This window comes from Streptomyces sp. SID5785 (genome assembly GCF_009870065.1).
Classification (GTDB): Bacteria; Actinomycetota; Actinomycetes; order Streptomycetales; family Streptomycetaceae; genus Streptomyces.
In genome coordinates this window covers 1-11,785 of the sequence record NZ_WWIA01000986.1, presented here as the reverse complement: position 1 = coordinate 11,785, position 11,785 = coordinate 1, and the positions used below count along the sequence as shown (strand labels likewise).

The window sequence follows — 11,785 nt, the reverse complement described above, 5'->3', positions numbered from 1 at the left end:
TACAGCACCGGCAGGTTCTTCCGCAGCTCGAACGCGGTGACCTCCGAGCGGTACTCCTCCCACTCCTGCTTCTTGTTGCGCAGGAATTGATGAGTCTCTGCGGTGGACTGCGACGATCCGCTCCGAACCCCTTCTGACCTGCAGTGCGGGGAGTGTTGGTGGTCATCGTCGGTCACTGCGGGCTGCCCTCTGACGGCCCAGGGACGGCCCGGCGACCGACCCCTGCGCCGCCGGCCGATTCGCCAACTTGCTCGGGGCAGAGGCGTTGCGGTTGGCATCGAACACCGTTCATCCCCCCGGAGGGGTGGTCCGGTCCGTCAGTTGTCATGGGGTTGACACCCCAGCCTGCAAGCCCTGATCCGACCCTCACGGACTGCAAGGACTTGAGGGAATTTCCACTTGACATGACCGAAAAGCAAGTGCCAGACAGATAACTTGAGTCACAAGCGAACCAGAAATTACGCCCAGCCTCACGCGCGCCAATGCACCATTGTGGCCCACTTTGATAGTTCGTAGCCTCCCAAGATCGAGTACCGAAATAACCTACGGGGGCACTGTGGTCAGTGGGCAGAGTGCGGGAGGCGGCCGGGGAAGCACGCCGATCGGGGATTCGAACGGCACACCTGCACTATCGGAAGAAGAAGAGAGGGAACGACAGGAAGAATACCGGAGGCTCGTCAAAGAGTTTGACGAGATTGAGGATGATCTACGGGCCTCACGAACATTTCAGCGCATCTTCCTGCTGTGCCTCATGGGCGCAATCACCCTAGCCTTTCTGCTCGGTTACACCGTCATAATTGGACTGTGGGAGTCCAAGCCAACATTTACGCGCTGGGCAGGCCTGGTGATAGTGCTGGGCTTCTGGATCTCCCTCACTTGGGTGATCTGGAAGAATCGAAAGAAGATTGTGGACCGTACAGGGTCCCTTCGCAATGCCCTGCAAGATCGCCAGTCAGCTGCAGCACGATTACCCTTGGATTCCCCCTCAGGTCTTCGTATTTACCGTGAAGCATCACTCGACTTAATTACGCAGTACCGCATCGGGGCTTCCAGGAACAGGCGGGTCCACAATGCATTCCAACTGGTAATTATCAGTGGATCTATCGTCACGTCGACTCTGACGGCCATGAACGAGGGGGCAAACAAGGCGCTCTCTATAAGTACCGCAGCGTTGAGCGCCCTGGTCGGCATATCGGCTGGCGTGACGGGCTACTTCAAGTTCCGAGAGCGCGGGTACAACCTTCAGTCCACCGCGGACGAGATCGAGAAGCACTACAACGCCTCTCAGTTCATGCTTGACGAGTACGCGAGTCAGAATGGCGTGCCGCTAGCCGAAGCGGACCGCCTTCGCCTGTTCGCACGGTATATCGAGCGCCTCAAAGAGGAGCAGAGGAAGCGCGAGCTGCAATTGGAGCAGTCGAGTTCATCTCGCGAAGAGCGGGCAAGCTGATTCCGTGGCGGGCTCAACACCAACATGGCGATGGCTACTCGCCCCATTGACTCAGTGGCGAGCTCTCAGGTTGACCTCAAATCACGGCTCCCCTCTGAACTACGAAACAGCGTGGCTCTTGGTTTCCCTGGCTCAAGATCCAGCATCGTTACCCTACGTGCGCAAGAAGATCTCCAGCGGGCGCGAACAGTACGGCCAAGTATTTGTTGACGTCTGGGCCAACCTGAATCAGACAGAGCGGGACAGGCGTATTAAATGGCTAAAGCGCCACACCGAGACTCCGCTGTACAAGTTGGGAATTACTGAAGAATTGATTGAACTCGCTGGGCTTATCGTCACAGAGTGGGCACTACCACCCGAATGCGAGGCTGCCTCCATAGTTGCGCAGCGGAGGGGGCACTGACTCGTATGGCGGTCGAGCGAGCTGGGCGCACCATGCAGCCCCGTCCTGCGCCCCTCGGAGATCGCTCCTGTATGCGTACCCTCTCTACGGCAACTGGCCGTGTTCCAGATAGGCCACGGAACCGTCATGTCGAGCGGAGACCGCGGCTCGGACACGGCGTGCGAGGCGCGGAATCGTGAGGTCGTCTACCTCGTCGACAGGGTGGAAGGCGTAGGACTTGATCTCGGATGCCTGCAAGACGATCTCGGCCTGGAGCCGCTCGGAGAGAACACCTCCGTCGAAGAGGTAGAGCAGCTTGTCGCCTTCTGCCGGGCTCGGCGCCCAGTCGACGACCAGGAGACGCCCGATCTCTGGCTCGATGCCGAGTTCCTCTCGGACCTCGCGGACGCACGCCTGCAACGGAGACTCGCCCACCTCGACGTACCCCCCAGGAATGTCCCGGTAGTCCTTGTACGTCGGCTCAAGGAGCATGACACGGCCCTGGGCATCAAAGAAGAGCGCGCCCGAGGCCATGCGCGGGCGCGCCATCTTCGCTTCGTGTTCGTTCTCGGTCTCGCTCATCCGACTGAGCCTAACCAGATCAGATCACTCGAAGCCTCTCGGCCAGGTCAGCCACGGAACGCGTCGGCCGGCCACGGGTGCCGCGCACCCAGCCGAGCACGATCTCTCGGCTCATGTAGTGGTGGCGGACCTGCTCCGGCGCCATCTCTTCGGCGTCCAGGACCACGCTGAGCGCGTCATCCGTGCGGTTCCAGGCCGTGAGCGCTCGGGCCACTTCGAGGTTGTGGCGCACCCTGCGCTCAACAGGGAGCCCGCTGGTGTCGACCTGCGGTCCCAGCTCCGCCGCGACTTGGAAGTCACCCAGCTCGCCCGCGGTTGCCACCTTGTGGATCGCGACGTTCGTAGGCCCGAAGGCCGTCCACATGTGGTTACCGTCAGCGCCCAGCCGTGCCGCCATCGCGTCCGCCTCACGCAGGAATGCCTGCGTCGTCGCACGGTCCTCTGCGCGGGCCGCCGCCATCGAGCCCGTCAGGAAGAGAGTCCCGTAGACAGACAGGAACGCGGGGGTCGCCTCGCCCCGTCCTGGCTCAAGAAAGCCAGCCGCGTCACTCACGAGTTGCACGGCAGTCTCGAAGCGGCCCGTGGACAGGAGGCAGTGCGTTACAGACCGGAAGAGCGATCCGATGACGACGTGGTTACCGCTCTGCTGTGCGGCGGCAAGGCCACGGTCCGCAGCCATCCAGGCGAGTTCACTCTCCCCCAGCTTGCCGAGCACCATCGCGGCCCCCTGGTAGGTCAGGGCGAGCAGCGCGTTCGCCTCCTCCCTCTCCTCTCCCCCGTACGCACGCGCGGCGAGCAAAGCATCCGAGAGGACCAAGGGCAGTTGCCGCGTCGCGAACCCGTACTGGGAAGCCTGGTAGGCGCCCCAGACCTCGCCGACGTCGGACCGCAGGGCATTCAGCGACGGGGGCTCCCCTTCGGCCTGGCGTCATCCCTGAGCCCAATCCGGGCGAGCGTCACCAAGCAGCACGCGAACACGGCATGCACGCGCTCAGGCACTTCTACGCGTCCGTACTCCTGGACGCCGGCGAGAACATCAAGGCTCTAAGCACGTACCTGGGACATACAGATCCCGGCTTCACGCTTCGCGTGTACACACACCTAATGCCGAGCAGTGACGGAAGGTCTCGTAAAGCCGTGGACAGTATGTACGGCAATGCAAACCCCTGTAGGTCCCTGCCGCGGTAGAACCTTCCACACTCCGTCAAGGCCCGCGCAAGGCGGGGGCGGGGGCGCGGGCAGCCTCAGCGGCCCGACCTGCCTCATGCCTCCGCCCCACATGGCCGGGCCAGTCGGCCCGCTGCGTGCATACAGTTCGCAATATCCGCGCCATGTGGCAAGTACCTCAGGCCATCCCCTTAGATCTCGCCTGCTCAACATAGTCAGCAACACTGACCCGCATCACCTTTTCCCCTCTATCCCGAAAGGCCCAATAGAACCAATCGGGAATGATCGGATTAGTTTGACGGATCACACAAATTCGATCTTGCACCTCGCGACACTTAGCGACGGAGGGAAGTCGGCGGCTACTCATGGCGGATTCCCAGATGTCGGAAATCTTCGACTCCGCCTTCTCTTTTGCTCGAATGCTCTCCACATTGGAACGCCACATCTCTATGTACTCACGAAATGTTGGAAGGAGAGGCGTGATCACGGCAGAAATCGAACTCGGAAATGACAACTCAAGAAAGTAGCAAATAACTACGATCCCAGCAATCCATGCAATTATAGCCGCCATGACAGTCGCAGCCCATCGCCGGTGATTCGAAACGCCCCAGGCCAAGTTGCTCCGTTGGCAAACGAGGACATCGAGGGGGCGGGCCAAGGATTCGGTGTCGCTATACCAATCAGCAAGCCCATCACCCTTATGTCGATGAGCGGCCTCCACTACGAGGCTGTTCGTTGGACGATCAGCTAGAACACTGTTCCATGAGAGTTGGAAAACTCCGGTATCGAACTCCTCTTGCACACTGGCGGCCTCCTTACTCTTCCTCCGCTCTCTAGCGCTTCCTACAATACTGATCAACAGGAGAACAACTGCGGATCCGAATCCAATAGGAGCGCGAGCCGACGGGAAGTAAAGCGCCAGAGCCACGCTGACAATTCCCGCCAAAATAACGACAGCCAGTCTGACATTATGAATCAACTTGGCGTCCGCATAGAGCCTTCTTTGCGCGGAAAGAAGCCTCAGCGATCTAACAGAATTCTGCGCCTCAGCGATAGCCGGGTTCGTTGACCGGGGCATAGGGTCACTCCCAGTTATCCATAGGCAGGGAAATTATTCCCAAAGACGGAACGCCAAATACGAATCGCTTCACGATGATTATCTCGCCCGCTATAGGTTTGATACCAGGCCGACAGCGCTTTATCCTTCGCATCGGCGACCTGACTCTTAGCCTTCAACGCCCGCTCAAAGCCGAGATACTCTGAGACATCCTTGCCCTCATGCCATAGCCATTGAAGGGAGGTTTCCGCCTTCAGGAACCATTGATATACGGCGTATCCAGTATCATCCCAGTCGATTCCCTGAATTTTTAGCGCAATGACTTCCACGTGATAGCTTTGAATGCTGACACCTTGGCGTCTATTCCAATCTTTTACCATCTTCACAACTCGCCTGAAATTAGATCCCCTCACCGAGGAAGCGTCCAGCATTTGCCGGGAGTGGAGATTCGGCTTCGTCTCGATCCACTCTTCTCGGTTCATGTCAGGAATCTCGTAGTGCGAGATTTTCCCATCGTCTGTGCGATACCTCGCAGCAGGAACGACGTCTACGTCAGGCCATGACATGAACTTCATGGTCACAGCTTGACCATTACGGCGCACACTGCCAGCACCCGAACCCAAGGCAGACTTCAGATTCGTAAGGACGGTGGATGGCCTCTTGTCCTTGATGTGCTTTCCGTAGTTCAGGACAAGCATGACGTCGAGGTCGGCATGCCCCTTGAGGGCCGTAAACCTAGGAATCGAGCCCATGGGAAAGCTATCCAGAATATCCAGAGAGCTACCGATCCGACGCAGGATCCAGTCTTTGCGGGTATTCGCCAACGTGCGGTGATCACCCGGAAGGTTGATGGTGGAGTAGAACTGGTCAAATGCGTAAGCCACGGTCCATGCCACCATCCGATTGTACCTTCCGGGAAAGTTGTGCCAGGAGTTCCCGGAGTGTGCCTACTGCAGCCACCTCGAGCCCAAGTTGAGCGCCCCACGGCCCACACACGGCCCAGCCTCCACCACACACGACGGGGCCGCCGGTCTGTGACCGGCGGCCCCGAAAGCCTGATGCGGTGCGAAACCGCTCTGACCTGCGCTTACAGCACCGGCAGGTTCTTCCGCAGCTCGAACGCGGTGACCTCCGAGCGGTACTCCTCCCACTCCTGCTTCTTGTTGCGCAGGAAGAAGTCGTACACGTGCTCGCCGAGCGTCTCCGCGACCAGCTCCGAGCGTTCCATCAGGGCGATGGACTCGCCCAGGTTCTGCGGGAGCGGCTCGATGCCGAGGGCGCGGCGCTCGGCGTCGCGCAGGGCCCAGACGTCGTCGTCGGCGCCGGGCGGGAGCTCGTAGCCCTCCTCGATGCCCTTGAGGCCGGCGGCGAGCAGGACGGCGTAGGAGAGGTACGGGTTGCAGCCGGAGTCGAGGGAGCGGACCTCGACGCGGGCCGAGCCGGTCTTGCCGGGCTTGTACATGGGGACGCGGATGAGCGCCGAGCGGTTGTTGTGGCCCCAGCAGATGTACGAGGGGGCCTCGCCGCCGGCGCCTGCGGTGCGCTCGGAGCCGCCCCAGATGCGCTTGTAGGAGTTCACCCACTGGTTGGTGACCGCGGAGATCTCCGCGGCGTGCCGCAGCAGGCCCGCGATGAAGGACCGGCCGACCTTGGAGAGCTGGTACTCGGCGCCGGACTCGTAGAACGCGTTGCGGTCGCCCTCGAAGAGGGAGAGGTGGGTGTGCATGCCGGAGCCCGGGTACTCGGAGAAGGGCTTCGGCATGAACGTGGCCTGGAGGCCCTGCTCCAGCGCGACCTGCTTCATGACCAGGCGGAACGTCATGATGTTGTCGGCGGTGGAGAGCGCGTCGGCGTAGCGCAGGTCGATCTCCTGCTGGCCGGGGGCGCCCTCGTGGTGGCTGAACTCGACGGAGATGCCCATCGATTCGAGCATGGTGATGGCCTGGCGGCGGAAGTCCATGCCCACGTTCTGCGGGGTGTGGTCGAAGTAGCCGGAGTTGTCCGCGGGGGTGGGCCGGGAGCCGTCCAGCGGCTTGTCCTTGAGCAGGAAGAACTCGATCTCGGGGTGGGTGTAGAAGGTGAAGCCGAGGTCGGAGGTCTTGGCGAGGGCGCGCTTGAGGACGTAGCGCGGGTCGGCGAAGGACGGGGAGCCGTCGGGCATGAGGATGTCGCAGAACATGCGGGCGGTGCCGGGGGCCTCGGCGCGCCAGGGCAGGACCTGGAAGGTGCCGGGGTCGGGCTTGGCGATCATGTCGGACTCGTAGACCCGGGCGAAGCCCTCGATGGCGGAGCCGTCGAAGCCGATGCCCTCGTCGAAGGCCTGTTCCAGCTCGGCGGGGGCCACGGCCACCGACTTGAGGAAGCCGAGCACGTCCGTGAACCACAGGCGTACGAACCGGATGTCGCGCTCCTCGAGGGTCCTGAGCACGAACTCCTGCTGCTTGTCCATCTTCCGCTTCCACCCATCCTTGCCGGTCAGGCCGCCTGCTCCCCTACCGCGGGACGTCGGTCAGGGGGACGTCGTAGGGCCTGGTCACATCCCACCACACGTCCGTTTCGTGCGCGTTGCCGACCATGATCGTCTTTGATCGGCCGGTGTGGTTCCCATAGTGCCCGCTGGACCCTCCAGGGCCATAGTGCCTGCCGTCGGGCCGCCCTACGACAGCGGGCCCGCCGGTCGGCCGCGGCGGGCCCGCGCACGGCGGGCGGCGCGGGCCGAAAGGCGCCTCCCGCGCCCCCTCGTTCCCCACTACGATCAGCGGACCCGCCCGCCCCAGCCGTTCACCGAAGGACACCGCATGGGTTCCGCCGAGAGCACGACTCCCCCGTCCCGCCGGGACCGCATCGAGGAGATGCGCCGTGCCGAGCGCTCGCACGAGCGGCGCCGCCGGATCGCCGTGGTCACGGCGGTCACGGTCGTCGTGGCCGCCCTGATAGGAGTCGGCGCCTGGGCCGTGACGAAGGGCGGCGACGACCCGGCCGACGGCAAGGCCGCGGCCGGTTCCGGGCACTTCACGTACGACAAGGACGGCGTCGGCACCTGGAGCGGCAAGCTGGCCCGCAACCACGTCGCGAAGAAGGTCGCGTACCCGATGGAGCCGCCGGTCGGCGGTGACCACAACCAGGTGTGGATGAACTGCAACGGCGACGTCTACCCGAAGGCGATCCCGAACGAGAACGCGGTGCACGCCCTGGAGCACGGAGCGGTCTGGGTCACGTACACCGGCAAGGCCGCCGACGCCGACCTGAAAGCGCTGGAGAAGAAGGTGCGGGCGACCCCGTACTCGCTGATGAGCCCGGTCGAGGACCAGAAGGACCCGATCATGCTCAGCGCGTGGGGGCACCAGCGGACGGTGAAGAGCGCCTCGGACCCGGCTGTCGACGCGTTCTTCTCGACGTTCGTGCAGGGCGAGCAGACGCCCGAGCCGGGAGCCGCGTGCACGGGTGGTCTGAGCGGGTGAGCCGGGTGACCCGATGGCTGGTCCCGGCCGTGGCGGCGGTGGCCGTCGCGGCCGGCGCCGTCACGTACGCCGTGGCCGACGGCGAGCCGGCCGGGCCCGCGGTGCCGGCCGCCGAGTCCGCGGACGCGGGCTTCGCGCGGGACATGGCCGTGCACCATCAGCAGGCCGTCGAGATGTCGTACATCGTGCGCGACGGCACGCGGGACGAGGACGTGCGCCGGCTCGCGTACGACATCGCGCAGACGCAGGCGAACCAGCGCGGCATGCTGCTGGGCTGGCTCGATCTGTGGGAGCTGCCCAAGGTGTCCGCGAAGCCGCCGATGTCCTGGATGGGCATGGGGGACGCGCCGGCCGGCGAGGACGGGGCGCTGATGCCGGGCATGGCGACGAACACGCAGCTGGACGCGTTGCGCGCGGATCGCGGCAAGCGGGCCGAGGTCGCCTATCTGCGCCTGATGATCGCGCACCACAAGGGCGGCGTGCACATGGCCGAGGGCTGTGCGAAGCGGTGCGAGGTGAAGGCCGAACGGCGCCTGGCGCGCGGCATGGTGGAGTCGCAGCAGTCCGAGATCGGTCTGATGACGGATCTGCTGAGGGAGCGCGGCGCCCGCCCGTGAGCTCCCAAATCGGTTCATCCTGACCGTACTTGAGCCGACTTGACGCCTTCTTGATCGTTCCATTCCCCGCACGTGAACGGTTCGTGGCGAGAGTGGGGCCCTCTGCGTGTGCATTACACGTGCACCTCACCCAGGGGGTTTCCACGATGAGATCCACCCGCGGCACACGCCGCACCCGCACCCGCGCCGGCCTGAGCGTCGCAGCGACACTGCCGCTCCTCGCCGGTGCCCTCGCCCTCGCGTCGCCGGCCGCCCAGGCCGACACCCCGAGCGGCCGGGACACGCTCTCCGGCACCAAACCGCTGTGGGCCACCGGTTCCGCCGACCGCGGCGCCACCCCGGACGGCAACACGGTCCGGGCCCGCGTCTATCTGGCGGGCCGCGACGCGAAGGGCCTGGCCGCGTACGCGCGCGCCGTGTCCGACCCGTCCTCGGCCTCCTACGGCCGGTACCTGAGCGCCAAGGAGGCGCAGGCCCGCTTCGGCGCGACGAAGCAGCAGAAGACCGAGGTCACCCAGTGGCTCGAGGCCGCGGGCCTCACGGTCACCGGCTCCACGGACCACTACATATCCGTGTCCGGTGACGTGGCCGCCGCCGAGAAGGCGTTCGGCACCCGGATGCACGACTTCGCCAAGGGCAAGCACACCTACCGCGCCCCGGCGACCGCCGCCTCCGTGCCCGCCGCGCTGAACGGCGCCGTGCTCACCGTCACGGGCCTGGACAGCGCACCGCACAAGGCGACGAAGAAGGACGAACTGCCGCCCCCGGACGCGGTGTTCCGCAACGCCGGACCGTTCTCCTCGTACTACGGCTCGAAGACGGCGAAGACCCTCCCCGACGCGTACGGCACGAAGATCCCCTACGCGGTCAAGGGCTACACCGGCAAGCAGCTGCGGGCCGCCTACGGCGCCGGAAAGGCCACCGGCAAGGGGGTGCGGGTCGCCATCACCGACGCGTACGCCTCGCCGACGATCGCCGAGGACGCGGCCGTCTACGCGGCCCGCAACGGCGACGCGAAGTACGCCAAGGGCCAGCTCGAGCAGGTTCTGCCGGCGGATTACACGAAGACCGAGGAGTGCGGCGCCTCCGGCTGGTACGGCGAGGAGACCCTCGACGTCGAGGCCGTGCACGCGGTCGCCCCGAAGGCCGACATCACCTACGTCGGCGCCTCGTCCTGCTACGACGACGACCTGCTGGACTCGCTGCACACGATCGTCGACAAGCACCTGGCCGACATCGTCTCCAACTCGTGGGGCGACGTCGAGGCCAACCAGACGCCCGAACTGGCCGCCGCGTACGACCAGGTGTTCCAGCTCGGCGCGATCGAGGGCATCGGCTTCTACTTCTCGTCCGGCGACGCGGGCGACAACGTCGACTCCACCGGCACGAAGCAGGTCGACACCCCCGCCAACTCCGCCTGGGTCACCGCGGTCGGCGGCACGTCCCTGGCCGTCGGCAAGCACGAGAAGTACCAGTGGGAGACCGGCTGGGGCACTCTGAAGGCCGACCTGTCGGCCGACGGCAAGAGCTGGAAGGACTTCCCCGGCGGCTACACCTCCGGCGCGGGCGGCGGCACCAGCAGGACCGTCCCGCAACCCTTCTACCAGAAGGGCATCGTGCCGAACGCGCTGGCGAAGGCCAACGGCGGCGTCAACCGCGTCGTGCCCGACATCGCGGCGGTCGCCGACCCCAACACCGGCTTCCTGGTGGGCCAGACGCAGACCCTGCCCGACGGCTCGCTCGGCTACGACGAGTACCGCATCGGCGGCACCTCGCTCGCCGCGCCGGTCATCGCCGGTGTCCAGGCGCTGGCCCAGCAGAACCGCGGCGGGCGCGCGATCGGCTTCGCGAACCCGGCGATCTACGACCGGTACGGGACCGGGATCTACCACGACGTGACGGACCACCCCACGAAGCACGACCTCGCCGTGGCGCGGGTCGACTTCGCGAACGGGGCCGACGCGGCGGACGGCCTGCTCACCTCGGTGCGCAGCCTCGGCAAGGACGCCTCCCTGAAGGCGGTCCGCGGCTACGACGACGTGACGGGTGTCGGCTCGCCGGCCCCGGGCTACGTGTCGTCGTTCCGCCGTCACCACTGACGCCTGCGCGTCCCTGCGGCCCTCACCCCGCGGCGTGTGCCGCCGGGTGGGGGCCGTTCGCGTGCCGCCCCGCGGGGCCATATCCGCCGGGTGGGGAGCCCGCGCCTCCCGGATACCGGGTGGGGGTAGGGTGCGCCCCATGGCGGGCACGACGATCACGAAGGGCGGCGGCGGCCGCGGGCAGCGGGTGCTGTTCGTACTGCTGCTCTTCGGCATCGTCGGCATGCACACGCTGGGGCACCCGACGGGGCATGCGTCCGCGTCGGTCCACGTGCAGCGAACCGTGCACGGAACGGTGCCGGGCTCCGCGTCGGACGCCATGGACAGTGACGTGGGCGAGGGCGTGGGCGTGTACGGGTCCGTGCCGCCGCAGCACGTGTCCGGCCGGGTGCCGGGGCATCCGGCCGCGGTCGCGGCGACGGGGTACCCGGAGACCTCCGCGTCGGCGCCGATGCCCGGGGACGGCGGCATGGACCCGCTGAGCGTGTGCCTGGCGGTGCTCGGCTCGGTGACGCTCCTGCTGCTGACGGCGGCCCTGCTGCGGCCCCTGCCGACCGGCCCCCTGCCGCCCGCACGACGCGGGGCGGCCTGGGCGCGGCGGCCCCGCCCTCCACCGCCGCGCACCCTTCTCGCCCGACTGTCGGTTCTGCGGATCTAGGCCTGCGCACCGGCTGCTTCGCGCTGCGCGGGAACCCGAACGGGCCGAGCGGTGTAACAGAGGCAGCAGATGAGTTCGCCCACTGCACGCAGCACGCACGACACCGACATCGAGGTGCAACTCACCTATGCGCACGACACGTTCGCTCCCCGGATCCACCGACCCCACGCCCGCACCGTCCGCATCCGCACGGTCCACGCCCGTACCGTCCGCATCCGCACCGTCCACGCCCGCGCCGCCGGCCCTGCCCGTCTCCGCCGTCCCGCCCGCCTCTCCCCCGCGCCGGTCCCTGCTCGGCGCCTCCCTCGCGGT

Annotated in this window: 11 protein-coding genes and 2 pseudogenes; 8 read left to right on the top strand and 5 right to left on the bottom strand. The window is 65.8% G+C overall.

Translation table 11 applies throughout. The features are described 5' to 3' along the window. Positions 1-556 precede the first annotated feature (556 nt). Both GTW43_RS32240 and GTW43_RS32235 read left to right on the top strand, forming a co-directional pair. Positions 557-1,450, top strand: a complete 894-nt coding sequence (locus tag GTW43_RS32240) for a DUF4231 domain-containing protein (RefSeq protein WP_161305511.1) — start codon at positions 557-559, stop codon at positions 1,448-1,450. 157 nt (positions 1,451-1,607) lie between these two features. Continuing rightward, the gene (locus GTW43_RS32235; RefSeq protein ID WP_161305510.1) at positions 1,608-1,853 is read left to right on the top strand and encodes a hypothetical protein; all 246 of its coding nucleotides are present in this window, start codon (positions 1,608-1,610) and stop codon (positions 1,851-1,853) included. An 84-nt stretch (positions 1,854-1,937) separates the two neighbouring features. Here the strand turns inward: GTW43_RS32235 and GTW43_RS32230 are convergent, their stop codons facing one another. Next, positions 1,938-2,414, bottom strand: coding sequence for an NUDIX hydrolase (locus GTW43_RS32230; RefSeq protein ID WP_237536924.1), 477 nt, complete (start codon positions 2,412-2,414; stop codon positions 1,938-1,940). A 19-nt stretch (positions 2,415-2,433) separates the two neighbouring features. Next, positions 2,434-3,132, bottom strand: a complete 699-nt coding sequence (locus GTW43_RS32225; RefSeq protein WP_237536926.1) for a hypothetical protein — start codon at positions 3,130-3,132, stop codon at positions 2,434-2,436. A gap of 206 nt (positions 3,133-3,338) precedes the next feature. Between GTW43_RS32225 and GTW43_RS32220 the strand changes: the two are divergent. Further along, positions 3,339-3,602, top strand: a pseudogene (locus GTW43_RS32220) (tyrosine-type recombinase/integrase); the annotation flags it as partial. 157 nt (positions 3,603-3,759) lie between these two features. Here the strand turns inward: GTW43_RS32220 and GTW43_RS32215 are convergent. The 3 genes from GTW43_RS32215 to GTW43_RS32205 all read right to left on the bottom strand — a co-directional run bounded on the left by GTW43_RS32215 (position 3,760) and on the right by GTW43_RS32205 (position 7,087). After that, entirely contained in the window at positions 3,760-4,659 is a 900-nt protein-coding gene (locus GTW43_RS32215) for an S-4TM family putative pore-forming effector (protein ID WP_161305508.1), read from the bottom strand. A 14-nt stretch (positions 4,660-4,673) separates the two neighbouring features. Next, positions 4,674-5,537, bottom strand: a complete 864-nt coding sequence (locus GTW43_RS32210) for a nucleotidyltransferase (protein ID WP_202502218.1) — start codon at positions 5,535-5,537, stop codon at positions 4,674-4,676. A 188-nt stretch (positions 5,538-5,725) separates the two neighbouring features. Beyond that, positions 5,726-7,087 (bottom strand): glutamine synthetase family protein, encoded by a 1,362-nt coding sequence (locus GTW43_RS32205; protein WP_161305507.1) that lies wholly within the window; start codon positions 7,085-7,087, stop codon positions 5,726-5,728. A 349-nt stretch (positions 7,088-7,436) separates the two neighbouring features. On the opposite strand from GTW43_RS32205, the gene GTW43_RS32200 reads away from it, so the two are divergent. The 5 genes and pseudogenes from GTW43_RS32200 to GTW43_RS38320 all read left to right on the top strand — a co-directional run. Further along, positions 7,437-8,099 (top strand): DUF3105 domain-containing protein, encoded by a 663-nt coding sequence (locus tag GTW43_RS32200; protein WP_161305506.1) that lies wholly within the window; start codon positions 7,437-7,439, stop codon positions 8,097-8,099. Beyond that, positions 8,096-8,716, top strand: coding sequence for a DUF305 domain-containing protein (locus GTW43_RS32195; RefSeq protein ID WP_161305505.1), 621 nt, complete (start codon positions 8,096-8,098; stop codon positions 8,714-8,716). The genes GTW43_RS32200 and GTW43_RS32195 overlap by 4 nt, the downstream gene beginning before the upstream one ends. Before the next feature lie 146 nt (positions 8,717-8,862). Then, a complete protein-coding gene (locus GTW43_RS32190; RefSeq protein ID WP_161305504.1) occupies positions 8,863-10,815 on the top strand; it encodes a S53 family peptidase in 1,953 nt (650 codons plus the stop codon). Positions 10,816-10,954: 139 nt separating this feature from the next. Beyond that, positions 10,955-11,473 (top strand): hypothetical protein, encoded by a 519-nt coding sequence (locus GTW43_RS32185; RefSeq protein ID WP_161305503.1) that lies wholly within the window; start codon positions 10,955-10,957, stop codon positions 11,471-11,473. 127 nt (positions 11,474-11,600) lie between these two features. Beyond that, positions 11,601-11,785, top strand: a pseudogene (locus GTW43_RS38320) (hypothetical protein); the annotation flags it as partial.

Excerpts from the sequence above, each read along its gene's own strand:
- GTW43_RS32230 (WP_237536924.1), bottom strand. The coding sequence starts at position 2,414 with ATGAGCGAGACCGAGAACGAACACGAAGCGAAGATGGCGCGCCCGCGC.
- GTW43_RS32225 (WP_237536926.1), bottom strand. The coding sequence starts at position 3,132 with ATGGTGCTCGGCAAGCTGGGGGAGAGTGAACTCGCCTGGATGGCTGCG.
- GTW43_RS32215 (WP_161305508.1), bottom strand. The coding sequence starts at position 4,659 with ATGCCCCGGTCAACGAACCCGGCTATCGCTGAGGCGCAGAATTCTGTT.
- GTW43_RS32210 (WP_202502218.1), bottom strand. The coding sequence starts at position 5,537 with ATGGTGGCATGGACCGTGGCTTACGCATTTGACCAGTTCTACTCCACC.
- GTW43_RS32205 (WP_161305507.1), bottom strand. The coding sequence starts at position 7,087 with ATGGACAAGCAGCAGGAGTTCGTGCTCAGGACCCTCGAGGAGCGCGAC.
- GTW43_RS32200 (WP_161305506.1), top strand. The coding sequence starts at position 7,437 with ATGGGTTCCGCCGAGAGCACGACTCCCCCGTCCCGCCGGGACCGCATC.
- GTW43_RS32190 (WP_161305504.1), top strand. The coding sequence starts at position 8,863 with ATGAGATCCACCCGCGGCACACGCCGCACCCGCACCCGCGCCGGCCTG.
- GTW43_RS32185 (WP_161305503.1), top strand. The coding sequence starts at position 10,955 with ATGGCGGGCACGACGATCACGAAGGGCGGCGGCGGCCGCGGGCAGCGG.